The sequence below is a fragment of the Desulfitobacterium dichloroeliminans LMG P-21439 genome (genome assembly GCF_000243135.2).
GTDB lineage: Bacteria > Bacillota > Desulfitobacteriia > Desulfitobacteriales > Desulfitobacteriaceae > Desulfitobacterium > Desulfitobacterium dichloroeliminans.
On the sequence record NC_019903.1, the window covers coordinates 77,376 to 95,000 of the forward strand.

Here is a 17,625-nt window from a genome sequence, read left to right on the forward strand (position 1 = left end):
GTAATATACCTAGTTTTTCCATTTGAGAGGGGAGGACCTAACTTTTGAAGTTTTTCAAGAATTCTGCGATATATCTTTTGATTATTTTGATTGCAGTTATGTTTATCAAATTGTCCAGCACACCTGCCGCACAACCGTTGGATATGGATTATACGACATTCTATAACGCGGTGGTTAACGATCAGGTTCAAGAAGTTGTAATCAATGCTGATGACAATGTGAATACCTATGAGGTCACGACGAAAGATGGCAAACAATACAAAGCCTTAGGTGAAGCAGACGACGATGCACTGGCTGAGCAGATGCTCAATCATAGCGTAGTTATGCGTACCAATCCGCCACCAGTAACACCTTGGTGGGCTGGCTTGATTACAACGCTCTTGCCAATTCTCTTAATCGTAGGCTTTTTCTTCTTTATGATGCAGCAGTCCCAAGGTGGGGGCAATCGCGTGATGCAGTTTGGCAAAAGTCGCGCTAAACTGGTCAGCGATGAAAAGAAAAAGGTGACCTTTGCCGATGTAGCAGGTGCCGATGAGGTAAAAGAGGAGCTCGCGGAAGTAGTGGAGTTTCTTAAGTTTCCCAAGAAGTTCAATGAGCTGGGAGCAAAGATTCCTAAAGGGGTACTGCTCTTTGGCCCTCCCGGAACGGGTAAAACACTTCTGGCGCGTGCTGTAGCCGGGGAAGCGGGTGTACCCTTCTTCAGCATCAGTGGCTCGGACTTTGTGGAGATGTTTGTTGGGGTCGGGGCTTCTCGTGTCCGTGACTTATTCGAACAAGCCAAGAAGAGTGCACCCTGCATTGTGTTTATTGACGAGATTGATGCGGTAGGTCGTCAAAGGGGTGCCGGGGTAGGCGGCGGCCATGACGAAAGAGAACAAACCCTGAACCAATTGCTTGTTGAGATGGATGGATTTGAAGGTAATGAGGGAATCATCATTATCGCAGCAACCAACCGTCCAGATATATTAGATCCAGCCTTACTGCGACCAGGACGTTTTGACCGCCAAGTTGTGGTCGATGTTCCTGATGTTAAAGGCCGTGAGGAGATTCTAAAAGTCCATGTTAAAGGTAAACCCATGAGCAGTGAAGTGGAGCTGAGTGTTTTAGCTCGGCGCACACCGGGCTTTACGGGTGCTGACCTTGCCAACCTTGTGAATGAAGCTGCCCTGCTTTCCGCTCGTCGGAATGAGAAGGAGATTAAAATGAATGCCCTTGAGGATTCTGTGGAACGGGTTATCGCCGGACCGGAGAAAAAAGCTCGGGTGATCAGTGACTTTGAAAAGAAACTTGTTTCTTATCATGAGGCAGGCCATGCTCTGGTTGGAGAGCTGCTCACGCATACTGATCCTCTGCATAAAGTGTCCATTATTCCACGGGGACGCGCGGGTGGATACACCCTCCTGTTACCTAAGGAAGATCGGAATTACATGACGAAATCACAACTCCTCGATCAAGTCACCATGCTATTAGGGGGACGAGTTGCTGAAGCGTTGGTTCTTCATGAGATCAGCACAGGGGCCTCCAATGACCTAGAGCGTGCTACCGGTTTGGTCCGTAAGATGATTACAGAGCTGGGGATGTCTGACGAGCTTGGACCTCTTACCTTTGGACAAAAGGAAGGTCAAGTGTTCTTAGGTCGTGATATTGCCCGTGATCGCAACTATAGTGAAGCTGTAGCTTACTCTATCGATAAGGAAGCTCGCCGCATCATCGATGAGTGTTATCAGAAAGCGCAGAATCTCATTAAAGAGAACATGCATAAACTGAACGCTATTGCTAACACCTTGATGGCGCAAGAAACGATTGATTCCAAAGAATTTGCCGCTTTAATGGCTCAATTCGATGAGCCAGCGGATGGAGCACAAGCTATCTCACCTGTCTTGGAACCGTCTGAGGCTCAGGCTGAGGAGAGTTCAAACGATATGGCGAGCAGTGAAGATATTCAACCATCAACTCCAGAAAAGAAATTAGATGGGGTAGGGAACCCTGAAACCACCGAGGAATTGAGTGGATCAACCTTAGAAGAAGAAAAAAACAAGATTGATTAGGGAGGATATCTATGGAAAAGACCTTCATCATGCTTAAGCCGGACGCAGTACAGCGCGGTCTAGTTGGGCAAATCCTTGGACGCTTTGAAGCGAAGGGATGCAAACTGGTGGGAATGAAACTCATGAAGGTTGACAAAGCCCTTGCAGAACAGCACTATGCTGAACACAAGGGAAAAGGCTTTTATGAACCCACGGTTGCCTATATCACGTCTTCTCCTGTGGTGGCCATGGTTTGGGAGGGCAAAAATGTGGTGGTGATAGCCCGTGAGCTCATGGGTGCGACGAATCCTGCAAATGCCAACCCGGGTTCCATTCGTGGCAGCTTCGGTATGGATATCAGCCGTAATGTGATTCATGGTTCTGACTCTGTGGCTAGTGCAGAGCGAGAAGTTGCCCTTTATTTTAAACCGGAAGAGCTATGTGACTATTGTAAAGCGGGCGAAGAGTGGCTCAGCGAGTAATAGAGAATTTTAAAAGGACACCAAATCGGTGTCCTTTTCCCACTATGTCGATAAAGGTCTGAGGTGTGTAAAATGGAACTGCCGAAAAACGGCAAAATGATGCTGACAGTGGCTAGCCTAATCTTAGGCGTGCTTTTTATTTCCCTGCTCAAAGCTACAGGGACGACAGGGCCAGCAACAAGAGCGGATACAACTCTAGCTTCCCTTGTGCAAATTGGACAGGAAAACGAACAGCTAAAAAATGATCTTGCGAAGTTGCAAGAGGAAATGGGCAAATTCCAAGAGGGACAGAATGCCTCGAAACTGGTATTAGAGCAATTGGAAAAGTCCAAACGTAACTCCGGGCTATCCAAGGTCACAGGACCCGGAATACGGGTTACTCTCGATGATGCTTCCAATCGAGAATATAGCGAAGAGGATATCTCCTATTATCTCATTCATGAGGAATATATTCGCCAGATTGTCAATTGGCTTTGGAATGGTGAAGCAGAGGCCATTGCCGTCAATGGGCAGCGGATTATGGGTAATACAGAAATTTTTTGCAGTGGTGCCTTTATCCAGATTAACGGCACTCAGCACATGCCACCTTATGTGATCGAGGCCATCGGCGATGTAAATTATCTGCAATCTGCCCTGAACTTCTACTTCTGGGACCGCTTAGGCGAATACCAGGAACAATACGGGATTACTCGTAGGCTCGAGGTGCCCACTGAACCGTTAGTCATCCCAGCAGGTAAGATTCAACAATTTCGCTATACAGAACCTGTGAAGGAGGCGAAATAATGAAGAAGTTATCTCTTGCTATTCCCTTAACGCTGGTAGCTATTGTACTGGGATTTTTACTTACTTTACAGATGCAAACTCAGAAAAGTGTGCTTGAGCTGGAGAAAATACAGGCCCAAAGGGTGGCCTCCGTGACTAATTTTCTTACCGAAGCCCAAGAGGAAAATAAAGTCCTCAAAGAGCAGCATAAAGAATTAACTGCTCAACTGGAAGGTGCACGCCAAGAAGGGGGAACCAGTCCGGCCCTTCTTGCTGAATTGGATCGCTATCGAATGATGGAAGGAACTGTGGATGTCCAAGGTCCGGGAATTATGATTACTATAGATGACAGGCAGCAGGAGCACAAAGTAGTATTCCCTTTGTCCACCGATGATTTATTGAGAATTATCAACATCCTCAAGCTGGCCGGGGCAGAGGCAATTAGCGTCAATGGTCAGCGCATTGTCGGTTCTACCTCCATCGTTTTGAGTGGAACCTCCACCCAGCTGGTCAACAAAGTCCCTATTACGCGTACGGATGGAGTCCCTTACGAGATTTTAGCCAGCGGCAATCAGGATCAACTTTTGGACTATTTTACAAATCTTGAAGCGCCTGGCTTGAAGCAATATGGAATGAGCGTGAGTGTCGTGCGGAAAACAGTAAGCATTCCTTCTTATAAGGGAGTTTCGCCGGTGAAGAAGCCCGAATCCTAAAAATTCTGTATTTTTTTAAAGCTTGTAAGAAATTAGCAGGGAAACTTATCTTCACGCCGAATAAAAATAACAGGACTGGAGTAAGAGCTAGAAAAAAGGGCTTTTAGTACCGAGCCAAGTGGAAAAGGAGTGAACTTAATTGAAAACAGATATCGAAATTGCACAAGAGTCAACGATGAAACCCATTATGGATGTAGCACAGGGCTTGGAATTGTTAGACGATGAGATTGAGCTATATGGAAAATATAAAGCCAAGATCAATCTTAGTGCCTGGGATCGCCTTAAAGATCGACACGATGGACAACTCATTTTAGTCACTGCCATTAATCCGACTCCCGCAGGAGAAGGTAAGACCACCACAACAGTTGGACTAGGGCAAGCAATGGCTAAGCTCGGTAAGAAGGCCATGATCGCTTTGCGTGAACCTTCCCTTGGACCATGCTTTGGTATTAAAGGGGGAGCCGCTGGCGGTGGATACGCTCAGGTCGTGCCCATGGAGGATATCAACTTGCACTTCACTGGCGATTTCCATGCCATAACATCTACCCATAACTTACTAGCGGCACTCTTAGATAATCATATTCAACAAGGTAACTTACTCAACATTGATTCGCGTCAAGTTGTGTTCCGTCGTGTTATGGATATGAATGACCGGGCCTTGCGTAAGATTATTATCGGCCTAGGGGGACGGACAGAGGGAGTTCCCCGGGAGAACGGCTTCGATATTACAGTTGCTTCCGAGATTATGGCTATTCTCTGCTTAGCCAAGGATTTAATGGATCTTAAAGAACGTTTCGGTAAGATCGTAGTTGCCTATACCTATGAGGGTAAGGCTGTGACCGCTCACGATTTGGAAGCAGAAGGGGCTATGGCTCTGCTGATGAAGGATGCCATTAAGCCGAATTTGGTACAAACCTTAGAGAATACACCGGTATTTATTCACGGTGGTCCTTTTGCCAATATTGCTCATGGTTGCAATAGCGTCGTGGCCACTAGGCTGGCTCTTAAGCTGGCTGACTATGTCATTACTGAAGCCGGATTCGGTGCAGACTTAGGCGCTGAGAAATTTTACGATCTGAAATGCCGTTTTGCTAACTTGAAGCCGGCGGCTACGGTAATTGTAGCTACGGTGCGTGCTCTCAAGATGAATGGCGGGGTGGCTAAGGAAGATTTAGGTCCCGAAAATTTGGAAGCCTTAGCCCGTGGAATTGTTAACCTAGAAAAACATATTGAGAACATCGGCAAATTTGGTGTGCCTGCCGTCGTCGCCATCAATCGATTCCCTACCGATACGGAAGCTGAACTAGAGTTTATCGCTCAACGTTGCCGTGAATTAGGGGCTGAGTTTGCACTCTCCGAGGTCTTCACCAAGGGTGGAGAAGGTGGTATTGAGCTAGCCAATGCTGTTCTCAATATTCTTGACAAGAAAGAATCTAATTTCCATGTGCTCTACGATTTGGATCAGCCTATTGCCAAGAAAGTGGAAACCATTTGTAAAGAGGTTTATGGTGCAGACGGTGTGAATTTTAGCAAAGAAGCGCTAACCTCCATGAAGAAATATGAAGACTTAGGCTATGGCCAACTGCCAATATGTATGGCCAAGACCCAATACTCCTTAACAGATGACCAAACAATTCTGGGTCGTCCAACTGGATTCTCGATCACAGTTCGTGAACTGCGCTTATCTGCAGGAGCAGGTTTCCTCGTCGCCATCACGGGTGCAATTATGACGATGCCTGGACTACCTAAGCGTCCGGCTGCCTTAAGAATGGATATCGATGCTGAAGGGCGCATTACGGGTCTCTTCTAAAATGTATGATCTGGATTTGCCCCAGAAAGGATTTTCTGGGGCTTTTTTTTAGGTAAAAGGGTGTGAAACTGATTATTATTTCCGAATGGAAATGGGCAAGGTATAATCATAGACAGGAGGAATGGCAAGGATGCGCTCCATGCCTCGCGTAAATCACATAATCCAACACCAAAGCTATGAAGATCATTGCCGGAAGAACACACAGGCTGAAGAGAACCGGATTTATTGCCGGCATGGATCGGATCATGGGTTGACGGTGTCTAGGATTGCTTATATTTTTCTATTGGAAAATCTTCTGGAAGCTGGTACTCGGGGAAGTCAAGAGCAGACATCGGAGATTGACAAAGAAACTATTTATGCTGCTGGGTTGTTACATGATATTGGACGTTGGGTAGAGTACGAAACTCAAGAAGATCACGCATTGGTGAGTGCCAGAATAGCTTTGCCTATTTTGAGGGATTGTGGTTTTTCCTCGACGGAGATTGAGACTATCACCTTAGGGGTCTTAGAACATCGTCTGCCTCCGGATAAGACAAGCAGTCCCCTTGGCCAAGCCTTATCACTTGCAGATGACTGGGCTAGGGACTGCAAAAACTGTCCAAGCCAAGAGACGTGCTATAAATATTCAAAAACGATGGAGGAAATAATCATTTAGGTTGGCTCGATTCTAGGCTAGGAGGATAAGGTATGAAAGATTTTCATCTGCGTTGGATTAAGCTGGATAATGAGACAGAGAGCAAAAAGGCTATGGAAATAATCGGCTCAGACCCAGGAGGGATCGCCCAGATGGCTGGTAAGCCGCTGGGGCGTGCCCTCAAAATTGAAAATGTACCTCTGCATGTCGCGCATATCCTAAAGCAGGAAATGCTTTCACTCGGTGGCGATGCAGCTGTCCATCGGAATGTGATTGTCAATAAGATTGAAGCGACAGATATGCTGCTGGTCGGGACGGTCAAACAGTTTCGGAAGTTAAGTCAAAAACTGTTAGCTCAGCCCTTTGGCTTAAAAGACTTAGGTAAGACGTTAAGAAGTCTTCTAGAAGGCTTTGAACCCCCTCAAAAAAGGGTGCTTTCTTGCCGTGGTAAGGAACTGATTCTCGGAGAGCGGACCCTAATCATGGGGATCCTCAACCTCACTCCCGATTCTTTTTCCGATGGGGGGAAATACGTCACTTTAGATCAAGCATTAAAACAAGCAGAAATACTGGTGGAGCAGGGTGCGGATATCCTGGATATCGGAGCAGAGTCTACTCGCCCAAGCCATGACCCGGTCGGTGCCAAGGAGGAGTGGGAGCGCTTAGAGGCTGTATTAAAGGCTCTCGTGCCACGCCTTTCTATTCCCATTTCCTTAGATACCTATAAAGCAGAAGTGGCGGAGCGGGCCTTGGATATTGGTGTCCATATCATCAATGATGTCTGGGGATTACAAAGAGACTCGAGGATGGCTGAGGTAGTAGGGAAGTACCAAGCTCCAGTCGTTGTTATGCATAATCAAGAAGGGGACAGCTACCATCACGTCATCGGAGATATAATAGCTTTCTTAAAGAAAAGCATATATCTTGCAGAAGAGCAGGGTTTAAAGGGTGACCAAATCATCATCGATCCGGGAATCGGTGGCTCAGCCTTCGGCAAGAATCTAGACTTGGATCTCGAGATTATGAGCCGATTAAGTGAATTCCGGTCCCTGGGGCATCCCATTTTGCTGGGGACATCCCGCAAGTCGATGATTGGTCAGACTCTCAACTTGCCCCTAGATCAACGCCTCGAGGGAACGATTGCGACCAGTGTAGTGGGGGTAGCGGCCGGAGTCGATATTCTTCGGGTCCATGATGTTTTGCCGAATAAAAGAGCGGTCCAGATGGCCGATGCAATCTATCGGCAAAAGAGAGGAGCGAACTTTGTTGGCGCATGATCGAATCGGTTTGCGAGGTTTAAGGTTTTATGGTTTTCATGGGGTGCTGAATGAAGAGAACAGCTTAGGGCAGGTCTTTATTGTGGATATTGATCTATTTACTGATCTAAGTAAAGCGGGAAGAAGCGATCAAGTAGAAGATACGATTAATTATGCTGAGGTCTACACCCGAATTAAGACCATTGTCGAAAAAGAAAGGTATCAGTTGATTGAAAAACTAGCGGAACGGATTGCGGAGGTTATTTTGGCCGGGTTTGTCTGTGAAGGGATTTCGATCACTGTACATAAGCCACAAGCTCCTATACAGGGTATTTTTGATGATGCCTTTGTGGAGATTTATCGTGAGAAGAAATCATGAAAGCTTACTTAAGTTTGGGTAGCAATCTTGGGGACCGGGGAGATTATTTAGAGAAGAGCTGCTTAAAGTTGATGGCTCATCCTGATATACAGGTTCTTAAGAAATCCAGCATTTACGAGACGAAGCCTTGGGGGAAAACAGATCAATCCGACTTTTGGAATCAAGTCCTAGAGATTGAAACCTCTTTGACCCCTTTGGCGCTTTTGGATTATTGTCAAGAAGTGGAGAATTCTTTGGGGAGAGAAAGACTTATACATTGGGGGCCTCGAACCATTGACATTGACCTATTAAATTATGATAATAAACTATGGGATGATCATCGACTTATTCTCCCACACCCTCGTATGGAACAACGGGAGTTTGTCCTTGCTCCGTTACGGGAAATTGCACCGGAGCTCGTTTTGCCTTCGGGCCGAAGAGTTACTGAAGTTCGTGGTGATGGAGACGTATGGCGCCTGGGAGCTGCTGACAATAGTTAACTTCAGACAATATCTAAACGGAATTGTACTGTGGAAGGGTTGACAGGTTGACAGGGTTTCGGGAATTTGCTTATAGTCCATGATTATTTGATAATAAAAGTAAGGCTTTTGAGAATACCGCTTGGATCATTTTGACCGAGACGGCGAAGGAAAGTAGAGTAGGCACCTTCACGTTTGTGGGGTGCTTTTTATTTATTGGAGGAGAGGCAGATGAAGTTTGGCATCATCGGAGCAGGAATCGTTGGCACAGCGATAGCTATTCGCTTGGAACAAGCGGGATATCGTTTGGTTGGGGTACATACACGAAGTGAGAGATCCTACCAACGTTTTTGTCACCATCTTAACTGGGAGAAGCGTCCTTTGCAGGAATGGATTGCTGAAGCGGATCTTGTTTTCATTACAACTCAAGATGGAATGATTCGGGTCGCCGCCGAGGAGCTAGTCCAAAGAAGCCTCTATAAAGAGGGACAAATCTGGATTCACTGCTCGGGGTCTGCGAGCTCCAGAGTGATGCAAGTGAATGGAAATTTGCCAATCAATTATTTATCCCTTCATCCCTTACAAGCCTTTGCAGGGATTGAGCAAGCGGTGGATCTGATTCCGGGAACACACTTTGGTATCGAGGGTGATAAGGAAGATATCGGTGTTGAGATTGTGACTCACTTGGGAGGAATTCCACATCGGCTAGACCCTCAGCAAAAGCCCCTATACCATGCCGGGGCAGTGGTTGCTTCTAATTATCTTGTGACCTTAGCAGGTATGGCGGTTCGCTTATTTGAAAAGGTTGGCATAAATGAAAAGGAAGCCTTGGCAAGCTTGCTCCCCTTAATGAAAGGAGCTATTCAAAACTTAGAGAATGTAGGCCTGCCCCAAGCCCTGACAGGACCTATTGCCAGAGGGGATGCGGATGTGATTCGAGGGCATCTTGACCAAATGCCAGCCGACATCGATTCGGTGTACCGAGCCTTAGGGCTTTATACCTTGGAAATAGGACGACGGAAGATGGAAATGACCGGGGGAGCTTATGCTCAAGAGTCGTGGGAAGAGATGAATAGGCTATTTGCCGAACAAGATAAATTACAGCGCTAGTCGGGAAGGGAAGTATGGAAGATGATAATCTGCAAACTCATTTCGGAGGTTCGACAAATCGTTAAAGACCAACGGGCCAACGGAAGAAGCATCGCCTTAGTGCCTACGATGGGATTTTTGCATCAAGGGCATTTAACCCTAGTAGAGGAAGCGAAGAAAAGCGGGGCCTTCGTGGTGATGAGCATTTTTGTGAACCCCTTACAGTTTGGCCCTAATGAGGATTTTGCCCGGTACCCGCGGGATTTGGAGCAAGATGCTCAAAAGGCAGCAGGCGCAGGGGTTGATATGATATTCAACCCTGAAGTTGACGAGATGTACCCCACGAGAAACCTAACCTATGTGGAGGTTGGTGAGCTGGGAGATACCCTTTGCGGCGCTTCTCGTCCAGGACATTTTCGAGGAGTGACTACAGTGGTCAGCAAGCTATTACATTGTGTTCAACCCGATCGGGCTTATTTTGGTCAGAAGGATTATCAGCAGTACCTGATTGTACGTCAAATGGTTCAGGATTTGAATTTCCCCTTGGAAGTGATTGCGGTACCTATTGTCAGAGAAGAAGATGGGCTGGCCATGAGTTCGAGGAATGTCTACTTGACTCCGGAACAGAGGACAGAAGCGTTGGTGCTCCAGCGGAGCTTGACAGAAGCAGAAAAGTGGGTGCACCAGGGGGAGCGGAGTGCTCAGGTTATCGCCGAGCAGATTAAAGCCAAGATAACGAATGAAACATCTGGAGAAGTGGATTATGTCGAGATTCGTTCGGCAGATGATTTAAGTGCTCTAGCAACACTCCAAGGAAAGGTTCTGATTGCTTTAGCCGTGCGTTTTGGTTCTACGCGCTTGATCGATAATAAGGTTTTGGAGGGGTTATAAATGTTCCGTACAATGATGAAATCCAAGATTCATCGGGCCACAGTTACAGAAGCTAATCTAAAGTATGTGGGTAGCATTACTATTGATGAGGAGTTACTCGAGGCTGCAGATATTTTGCCTAATGAAAAGGTGCAGGTTGTTAACAATAACAATGGGTCTCGACTGGAGACCTATGTTATTCCAGGAGCACGAGGAGGGCGTAAGATCTGTCTCAACGGCGCGGCAGCTCGCTTAGTACAAGTGGGGGATGAAGTCATTATAATTTCCTATGGCATTTTCACTGATGAAGCTGCGAAGAGCTATCTGCCAAAGGTTATTTTTGTCGATGAGAATAATGACCCGGTCAAGATTGCCCACGAAGAGATTCATGGCAGTGAGACTTAAGTAGGTCTTGGGTCTAGGCCCGAATCTGGATTTTTTATTATCCCTAGGATGACATAATGGCAAGTTGTTTCATGAAAGTGGAATGATTACTACAAGGTTAGAGATTAGTGTTAAAGTTTTCAGTTTTGTATTTGAACTTAGTATTATAATAGAAAACAGAGAATAAAGGGATAATTTGGCTGGGCAGGGGGATAAATATGAGACGATTTTTAGTGCCGTGGCACTTGGAGGAAGTACGCGTGCATTCCACCGGGGTATTGGTTCTGGGGAGCGGAATCGCTGGCTTATATACGGCACTTAAGGCAAGTGAGCATTTTGATGTGACGGTATTAACCAAGAAGGGCCTTCCGGAAAGCAATACCAAGCATGCTCAAGGGGGAATTGCGGTAGCTCTGGAGGAGGAGGATTCCCCATCTTTGCACTATGAGGATACCTTGTATGCCGGAGCTGGATTGTGTGAAGCCGATGCTGTACGAGCTTTAGTTGAAGACGGTCCGCTACGGGTTGAGGAATTGATTCGCATGGGGGCTCATTTCGATCAAAAGAACGGTCGGTTGAACTTCACCCGAGAAGCGGCCCATAGTCGGCGGAGGATTCTCCATGCCAATGGTGATGCAACAGGGGAAGAAATCGAAAAGGCCTTGGTAGCTCAAACCCTTGGCCGAGAGCGAATCCTCGTAAGGGAAGAGCAATTTTTTCTGGATCTCTTAAAAAATAGTCAAGGTGAAGTTATTGGCGCCTTGAGTCTAAACGGTAAGAATCACAAGTTGGAGATCTATTTAGCTAAAGCAGTAGTCTTAGCCACGGGTGGCCTAGGGCAACTTTATTGTTATACTACAAATCCGGGGGTAGCGACGGGCGACGGTATGGCGGCGGCTTATCGGGCGGGAGCACAAATGATGGATATGGAATTTGTGCAATTCCATCCCACTGCTCTTTTCATACCTGGAGCAAAGCGCTTTTTGATTTCTGAAGCCGTACGCGGAGAAGGAGCTCATCTTGTGAACGCTCATGGGGAGCGGTTTATGGAGGATGTACCAGGTAAGGAATTAGCTCCTCGGGATGTGGTGGCTCGGGCGATTTGGCGAGAACGAGCTAAGGGTCAGGTGTTCTTAGATTTTCGCCCTATTGGACTGGAAAAGGTGACTCAACGGTTCCCTTTAATCTACCAGACTTGCCTAGATTATGGGATAAATGTGTTAGAGGATCTGCTTCCTGTAGCTCCCGCCGCTCACTATATGATGGGCGGGGTCCGTACAGATCAACAGGGTAGGACAAGCCTCCCTTATCTGTATGCCTGTGGTGAGTGTGCCTGCAATGGGGTGCATGGGGCTAATCGCTTGGCCAGTAACTCCTTGCTGGATGGGCTGGTCTTTGGCGCACGCATCGTCGAGGATATTGTGAAGAGGGCTCAATCTTCTACTCATCCCAGTCCTCAAGTAAGGGATGTTGTCATGGATCCAGAAGATGGGTTGGAGTCTCACTCTAAGGCTCATGTTGAGCGAGAGAACCTCCAAGAAGTCATGTGGGAGTATGTTGGTATCATCCGGGAGAAGGAAGGCCTAGAGAAGGCTATTAACCTTCTTGACCAATGGGATAGCACCTTTCACCCGGGGAGGGAAATCGAAGAATTAGAGATTAAAAATCTCTTAGCTGTAGGAGTCTGTGTTGCTCGGGCCGCGGTGGCCCGTCAAGAAAGCCGGGGGGGCCATTATCGTTCAGATTATCCTGAAGGCTATGCCCATACTATCAACCATTCCATTCAAATAAGGGGGATTAACGATGTTGGCAGCATTCCAGTATCAAGAGCTGATTGAACAGGCCTTACAGGAGGATTTAGGGACAGGGGATTTAAGTGCAGCTATTTTTCCCAAAACGGCATGGACTCGGGCTAAGATATATGCTAAACAAAAAGGCGTCCTTTGCGGTCTAGAAGTGACGAAGCAAATCTTCAAAACCGTGGATGCGCAATTAGATGTCAAAATTCTCGCCAAGGATGGAGAAAAAATCGAGCGGGGGACCGTTGTTATTGAGATTACCGGTCCGGTAAGATCTATTCTCAGTGCGGAGCGTACCGCCTTAAACTTTCTACAGCATCTTTCGGGTGTGGCTTCGGCTACCTATCAAGCTGTGAAGGAATGTGAAGGACTCCCTACTCGGATTACAGATACCAGAAAAACCCTACCGGGTTTACGAATGTTGCAAAAGTACGCTGTGCGGATGGGCGGTGGACAGAACCATCGTTTTGGCCTTTATGATGCCGTCATGCTTAAGGATAATCATATTGCGGCAGCCGGAGGAATTCGACCGGCAGTAGAAGCGGCTCGGCACCAGATTGGACATATGGTGAAGATTGAAGTGGAATGTGAGACCCTCCAGCAGGTGGAGGAAGCTGTAGCTTCGGGAGCTGAGGTCATTATGTTGGATAATATGAATCTGGAGGAAATGCACAAGGCGGTTAATATAGTTAATGGTCGGGCTATTCTGGAAGCCTCCGGTGGCATCAAGAAGGGCTCCGTACGAGCAGTAGCCGAAACCGGGGTGGATGTAATCTCCATCGGGGCTATTACCCACTCTGTCAAAGCGCTGGACTTTTCCTTAGATATCGGTGATATCAAAGCTCAGACGAAGGAACGCTGGGAAAATGGAGAGAATTGTGCGAAATAAGATTTTGGACCTATTGAAGCATCAGCAAGGTGAATATGTTTCGGGAGAGAGCATTAGCGATACTCTCAACATCACTCGGGCAGCTGTCTGGAAGCAGATTCAAGGGTTGAAGGAAGCGGGGTATGACATAGAGGGTCAAACCAGGCGGGGGTATCGACTCTTGAAGACTCCTTCGGCCCTGGATGAATGGGCCTTGCAGCAAGACCTCAGAACAGAGGCCTTAGGGAGGCGACTCCTTCTTTTTGAAGAGTTACCTTCTACTAACGACTGGCTCAAGAGTCTCGCTTTGCAAGATGCGGAGCATGGTACAGTGGTTATCGCGAAGCGTCAGAATTTTGGTCATGGACGGATGCAGCGCCTGTGGGAATCTCCGCAGGGAGGCGTTTGGCTGAGCATTTTACTAAAACCCAGACTGAGCTTAGCTGATGCTGCTAAGCTAACCTTGAGTACCGGGGTCGCCTTAGCTCAAACCTTTAAGGAGCTTTATGGATTAGAAGTGGGAATTAAATGGCCCAATGATCTGGTTTATGAAGGGAAAAAGATTGCCGGAATTCTTGGGGAAGTCGCCGGCGAGTGGAATGCGGTGCAAAGTCTCATTTTGGGGGTTGGAGTGAACGCCAATTTCCCCTTGCAACAGCTTAGCCCTGAGCTAGCCGCGACGACGCTACTGGAAATAGTGGGGCAGGAGGTCAATCTCAATGGGTTGGCGGCCACCTTTCTTTACAATCTGGAAAAGGAAACTCATTCTTTAGAACAGGGCGATCTTCAGGGCCTTATCCGACGTTGGACCTCTTTTGCTGTAGGCATCAACCAACCAGTCCGCATTGACAGAGCTGGGACTGTCTATACAGGAGTTTTTAAGGGGATTCGCGAGAATGGCGAGCTCATCCTTAGCCATGAGGGCCGGGAAATGGCTTTTTCTTCGGGGGAAGTGACCCTAAGAGCGGAGGGACAGTATAGTCCTAATTAACAAGCTCGTAGGAATAGTTTGAGGTCCCTTCAATTGAAGTGAATTCAGCGGTGTAGTCGTCTGGAATAAGATTTTATTTTAAGGAGAATGACGATGATTCTAGTGTTTGACGTAGGAAACACAAATATTGTTTTGGGAGTATACGATCAGAAAGAGCTCATTCATCATTGGCGCATTTCCACAGATAAATCCCGAACAGTGGATGAGTATGCAGTCATCATTAGAAACCTTTTTGATCTTAATGGGCTAAATCTCTCACAGATTAAAGCGGTTGTAATGTCTTCCGTCGTCCCTCCGGTGATGCCGACGCTGGAGTCTCTGGCACGGAAATACTTCAGTGTGGAACCCTTGGTGATTGGACCCGGAGTAAAGACAGGTATGCCAATCGTTTACGATAATCCTCGAGAAGTCGGGGCGGACCGAATAGTTAATGCCGTTGCAGCCTACCATAAATACGGTGGCCCTTTGGTTATTGTCGATTTTGGTACCGCGACAACCTTCTGCGCTATTTCTAGGCGGGGTGAGTATTTGGGCGGCGCTATTGCTCCTGGAATAGGTATCTCCACTGAAGCCTTGTTTCAACGAGCATCGAAGCTTCCCCGAATTGAGATTCTAAGGCCCAAAAATGTCATTGCTAAGAATACGGTAGCGGGAATGCAGTCGGGTATTTATTATGGTTATACCGGCCAGGTCGATCGTGTCGTGGCCCTCATGAAAGAAGAGTTAGGGCCTGATACACGAGTCATCGCTACGGGAGGTTTGGCGGAATTAATCAAGGAGGATTCAGAGGAAATTGAGCAAGTCGATCCCTTCTTGACCCTGGAGGGTTTACTGTTAATCTACGAAAAGAATTTTAATCAACTTCCCTGATAGGTGGATTGGAGAACTATGCGTTTAGGAAATTTTGATTTTGAATTACCCGTGTTTCTTGCTCCGATGGCAGGAGTTACAGATAAGGCCTTTCGAGAGACAGTTCGCTCTGTGGGAGGACGTCATGTCTGGACAGAGATGATCAGTGATAAAGCCTTAACCTATCTGAATTCGCGGACCCTAGAGATGTTGGATCTCTCAGGGGAGGATTCCCCACGGATTGTTCAGCTCTTTGGCTCGGAACCAGAAGTCATGGCGAAGGCGGCAACCTTAGCTGTGGCGAGAGATGCCGACATAATTGATATTAATATGGGATGTCCGACCCTTAAGATTGTCAAAAATGGGGAAGGCTCAGCCTTGTTGAGGGACCTTCCCTTAGCTGAACGGATCGCTGCAGCCGTTGTTAAAGCAGTGGAAGTTCCTGTGACGGTTAAGATGCGTTTGGGATGGACAGAAGATGAGATTATCGCACCTGAATTAGCTAAACGTATGGAAAGTGTCGGCGTCCAAATGGTCAGTGTGCATGGCCGAACCCGTGAGCAATTTTACTCTGGAACAGCTAATCGCGATTGGATCAGGAAAGTAAAAGAAGGTGTAAAAATCCCTGTCATCGCCAATGGGGATATTTTTTCTGTTCAGGATGCCCAAAAGATCCTAAGAGAAACAGGCTGCGATGGTGTGATGGTAGGCAGAGGTGCTCTTGGAAATCCTTGGCTTATTCCGCAAATAGACCAATTTTTAAATCAGGGAATCCTACGAGAAGAACCTTCCCTAGAGGAGAAAATTCGGGTAGCTTCGGAACACTTTGAGCGGGTCCTAAAATATAAGGGGGAACGAGTTGGCCTGAACGAAATGCGTAAGCATGCTGTCTGGTACATTAAAGGAATTCGTAATGCAGCATTATTGCGTGACCAAATCATGCAAACCAAAACATCCGGCGCAATGAAGGATTTATTCCAAAGGATTTTAAAAGAAAATGTATAAGCAAAATTGTATCAGGAAGAATATTAGAGCATATTAGTAACAGAAAATCGTCGGAAAGGGACTTCGCGGGAACCTTGACAATATTTTGAAGTGAACATATAATACGAGTAATGTAAATAGCTATGTTTACATATTATGGAATTAAGGCCCTAATTTTAAATGAAGCGCAAGAGAAGAAGCGCCATGCGTAGGATGAGAAAAGGGAGCGGATTGTGAATGGCCGAAAAGGAAGTAATTTTAACCATTGAAGGATTGAAAAGATTAGAAGAAGAACTAGAACTTCTAAAGACTTTAAAGCGACGCGAAGTGGCAGAGCGAATTAAGCAGGCCATCGAGTTCGGCGATATCAGCGAAAACTCAGAGTATGATGACGCCAAAAATGAACAAGCTTTTATTGAAGGACGTATTATTACTCTGGAGAAAATGTTGAGAAATGCTCGGGTCATCGACGATTTAGAAGGCAGTGAAATTGTCGCTCTCGGCACAACAGTGGTTCTGAGAGATAAAGATTACGGTGATGAAGAGGAATATACCATCGTCGGGTCTGCAGAGGCGGACCCGACTTCCAATAAAATTTCCAATGAATCGCCAGTAGGAAAAGCTGTTTTGGGTCAACCCAAAGGAGTTATCGTGGAAGTTAATGTTCCAGCCGGTATTCTCCACTATGAGATTCTTGATATTCGTTAATCTGTAAGCTATGTATTCTCGCGAGTCTGGGTTTTAGTGAAGGCCATTGATAGGCCGATGTTTTATAATACACCAGAAGGCGGTGCCTTCGGTTGATAGTATATCGCAGCTTGGGCAGTCGCCGTCGTCTCCGGACAACAAGTGCGAAAGCAGTGCTTTCGTCGCGTCAGCCAAGTTTTGTATAATGATAAGTCGGCAAGAGCTCTTGCCGACACTTTGTTTTACCATCAGTGGTGGCGGAGTAAAACTTTTTGACTGGAAATGTTGTTTATTGCCACTTGGTTTTGGTAAAATTATAAAAGGAACTACTGTTGGGGGTATGATTGATGGATGAAGTGAATGATCTCTGGCGGGTACGCTTGGACAAGCTTGCTCAGTTAAGAGAATATGGAGTAGAGCCCTATGCGGATCAATATCAGAGAACACATATGGCCCAGGAAATTTTGGATGGTTTCGAGGCTCTAGAAGGTCAAGAAGTCAAGATTGCAGGCCGTATGATGTCCAAAAGGGACCAAGGTAAAGTTATATTTACGCATGTACAGGATTTTAGTGGACAGATACA

The 17,625-nt window shown here is 46.7% G+C and carries 19 protein-coding genes (1 of these 19 cut by a window edge); all 19 read left to right on the plus strand.

Annotated elements, in window-relative coordinates; translation table 11 throughout:
• The first annotated feature begins 44 nt into the window (after nucleotides 1–44).
• A complete protein-coding gene (gene ftsH / locus DESDI_RS00375) occupies nucleotides 45–2,048 on the plus strand; it encodes an ATP-dependent zinc metalloprotease FtsH (RefSeq protein WP_015260657.1) in 2,004 nt (667 codons plus the stop codon).
• An 11-nt stretch (nucleotides 2,049–2,059) separates the two neighbouring features.
• Nucleotides 2,060–2,509 (plus strand): nucleoside-diphosphate kinase, encoded by a 450-nt coding sequence (gene ndk / locus DESDI_RS00380; RefSeq protein WP_015260658.1) that lies wholly within the window; start codon nucleotides 2,060–2,062, stop codon nucleotides 2,507–2,509.
• Between the two features lie 72 nt (nucleotides 2,510–2,581).
• The gene (locus tag DESDI_RS00385; protein ID WP_015260659.1) at nucleotides 2,582–3,292 is read left to right on the plus strand and encodes a DUF881 domain-containing protein; all 711 of its coding nucleotides are present in this window, start codon (nucleotides 2,582–2,584) and stop codon (nucleotides 3,290–3,292) included.
• The gene (locus DESDI_RS00390; protein ID WP_015260660.1) at nucleotides 3,292–3,984 is read left to right on the plus strand and encodes a DUF881 domain-containing protein; all 693 of its coding nucleotides are present in this window, start codon (nucleotides 3,292–3,294) and stop codon (nucleotides 3,982–3,984) included. Before DESDI_RS00385 ends, DESDI_RS00390 begins: the two co-directional genes overlap by 1 nt.
• Before the next feature lie 139 nt (nucleotides 3,985–4,123).
• The gene (locus tag DESDI_RS00395; protein ID WP_015260661.1) at nucleotides 4,124–5,794 is read left to right on the plus strand and encodes a formate--tetrahydrofolate ligase; all 1,671 of its coding nucleotides are present in this window, start codon (nucleotides 4,124–4,126) and stop codon (nucleotides 5,792–5,794) included.
• A gap of 130 nt (nucleotides 5,795–5,924) precedes the next feature.
• Nucleotides 5,925–6,449, plus strand: a complete 525-nt coding sequence (locus tag DESDI_RS00400; protein ID WP_015260662.1) for an HD domain-containing protein — start codon at nucleotides 5,925–5,927, stop codon at nucleotides 6,447–6,449.
• A 32-nt stretch (nucleotides 6,450–6,481) separates the two neighbouring features.
• Nucleotides 6,482–7,705, plus strand: a complete 1,224-nt coding sequence (gene folP / locus DESDI_RS00405) for a dihydropteroate synthase (protein ID WP_015260663.1) — start codon at nucleotides 6,482–6,484, stop codon at nucleotides 7,703–7,705.
• On the plus strand, nucleotides 7,695–8,063 hold the full coding sequence (folB, locus tag DESDI_RS00410) for a dihydroneopterin aldolase (protein WP_015260664.1): 369 nt from the start codon (nucleotides 7,695–7,697) through the stop codon (nucleotides 8,061–8,063). Before folP ends, folB begins: the two co-directional genes overlap by 11 nt.
• Nucleotides 8,060–8,542, plus strand: coding sequence for a 2-amino-4-hydroxy-6-hydroxymethyldihydropteridine diphosphokinase (folK, locus tag DESDI_RS00415; protein ID WP_015260665.1), 483 nt, complete (start codon nucleotides 8,060–8,062; stop codon nucleotides 8,540–8,542). Before folB ends, folK begins: the two co-directional genes overlap by 4 nt.
• Nucleotides 8,543–8,752: 210 nt before the next feature.
• Nucleotides 8,753–9,631, plus strand: a complete 879-nt coding sequence (locus DESDI_RS00420; RefSeq protein ID WP_015260666.1) for a Rossmann-like and DUF2520 domain-containing protein — start codon at nucleotides 8,753–8,755, stop codon at nucleotides 9,629–9,631.
• A gap of 21 nt (nucleotides 9,632–9,652) precedes the next feature.
• Nucleotides 9,653–10,501 (plus strand): pantoate--beta-alanine ligase, encoded by an 849-nt coding sequence (gene panC, locus DESDI_RS00425; RefSeq protein ID WP_015260667.1) that lies wholly within the window; start codon nucleotides 9,653–9,655, stop codon nucleotides 10,499–10,501.
• Nucleotides 10,502–10,885, plus strand: a complete 384-nt coding sequence (gene panD, locus DESDI_RS00430; RefSeq protein ID WP_015260668.1) for an aspartate 1-decarboxylase — start codon at nucleotides 10,502–10,504, stop codon at nucleotides 10,883–10,885. It abuts the gene before it with no gap.
• 197 nt (nucleotides 10,886–11,082) lie between these two features.
• Complete coding sequence (gene nadB, locus DESDI_RS00435) at nucleotides 11,083–12,702, plus strand: L-aspartate oxidase (protein WP_015260669.1); 1,620 nt, start codon at nucleotides 11,083–11,085, stop codon at nucleotides 12,700–12,702.
• Nucleotides 12,668–13,552, plus strand: coding sequence for a carboxylating nicotinate-nucleotide diphosphorylase (gene nadC / locus DESDI_RS00440; protein WP_015260670.1), 885 nt, complete (start codon nucleotides 12,668–12,670; stop codon nucleotides 13,550–13,552). The genes nadB and nadC overlap by 35 nt, the downstream gene beginning before the upstream one ends.
• The gene (locus DESDI_RS00445; RefSeq protein WP_015260671.1) at nucleotides 13,542–14,522 is read left to right on the plus strand and encodes a biotin--[acetyl-CoA-carboxylase] ligase; all 981 of its coding nucleotides are present in this window, start codon (nucleotides 13,542–13,544) and stop codon (nucleotides 14,520–14,522) included. The genes nadC and DESDI_RS00445 overlap by 11 nt, the downstream gene beginning before the upstream one ends.
• Nucleotides 14,523–14,615: 93 nt before the next feature.
• Complete coding sequence (locus DESDI_RS00450) at nucleotides 14,616–15,392, plus strand: type III pantothenate kinase (RefSeq protein ID WP_015260672.1); 777 nt, start codon at nucleotides 14,616–14,618, stop codon at nucleotides 15,390–15,392.
• Between the two features lie 18 nt (nucleotides 15,393–15,410).
• Nucleotides 15,411–16,376 (plus strand): tRNA dihydrouridine synthase DusB, encoded by a 966-nt coding sequence (gene dusB / locus DESDI_RS00455; RefSeq protein WP_015260673.1) that lies wholly within the window; start codon nucleotides 15,411–15,413, stop codon nucleotides 16,374–16,376.
• Between the two features lie 216 nt (nucleotides 16,377–16,592).
• A complete protein-coding gene (greA, locus tag DESDI_RS00460) occupies nucleotides 16,593–17,063 on the plus strand; it encodes a transcription elongation factor GreA (protein WP_015260674.1) in 471 nt (156 codons plus the stop codon).
• A 326-nt stretch (nucleotides 17,064–17,389) separates the two neighbouring features.
• Nucleotides 17,390–17,625, plus strand: the 5' end (the start) of a protein-coding gene (gene lysS, locus DESDI_RS00465; RefSeq protein ID WP_015260675.1) for a lysine--tRNA ligase. It continues 1,231 nt past the right edge of the window; 236 of the gene's 1,467 nt are visible here — the first part of the coding sequence; it begins with the start codon at nucleotides 17,390–17,392; its stop codon lies off the right edge, out of view.

Bases quoted from the DNA above. Each gene is read 5' to 3' on its own strand.
- ndk (WP_015260658.1), top strand. From the start codon at position 2,060: ATGGAAAAGACCTTCATCATGCTTAAGCCGGACGCAGTACAGCGCGGT.
- DESDI_RS00385 (WP_015260659.1), top strand. From the start codon at position 2,582: ATGGAACTGCCGAAAAACGGCAAAATGATGCTGACAGTGGCTAGCCTA.
- DESDI_RS00390 (WP_015260660.1), top strand. From the start codon at position 3,292: ATGAAGAAGTTATCTCTTGCTATTCCCTTAACGCTGGTAGCTATTGTA.
- DESDI_RS00400 (WP_015260662.1), top strand. From the start codon at position 5,925: ATGCGCTCCATGCCTCGCGTAAATCACATAATCCAACACCAAAGCTAT.
- folP (WP_015260663.1), top strand. From the start codon at position 6,482: ATGAAAGATTTTCATCTGCGTTGGATTAAGCTGGATAATGAGACAGAG.
- folK (WP_015260665.1), top strand. From the start codon at position 8,060: ATGAAAGCTTACTTAAGTTTGGGTAGCAATCTTGGGGACCGGGGAGAT.
- DESDI_RS00420 (WP_015260666.1), top strand. From the start codon at position 8,753: ATGAAGTTTGGCATCATCGGAGCAGGAATCGTTGGCACAGCGATAGCT.
- panC (WP_015260667.1), top strand. From the start codon at position 9,653: ATGATAATCTGCAAACTCATTTCGGAGGTTCGACAAATCGTTAAAGAC.
- panD (WP_015260668.1), top strand. From the start codon at position 10,502: ATGTTCCGTACAATGATGAAATCCAAGATTCATCGGGCCACAGTTACA.
- nadB (WP_015260669.1), top strand. From the start codon at position 11,083: ATGAGACGATTTTTAGTGCCGTGGCACTTGGAGGAAGTACGCGTGCAT.
- nadC (WP_015260670.1), top strand. From the start codon at position 12,668: ATGTTGGCAGCATTCCAGTATCAAGAGCTGATTGAACAGGCCTTACAG.
- DESDI_RS00450 (WP_015260672.1), top strand. From the start codon at position 14,616: ATGATTCTAGTGTTTGACGTAGGAAACACAAATATTGTTTTGGGAGTA.
- dusB (WP_015260673.1), top strand. From the start codon at position 15,411: ATGCGTTTAGGAAATTTTGATTTTGAATTACCCGTGTTTCTTGCTCCG.
- greA (WP_015260674.1), top strand. From the start codon at position 16,593: ATGGCCGAAAAGGAAGTAATTTTAACCATTGAAGGATTGAAAAGATTA.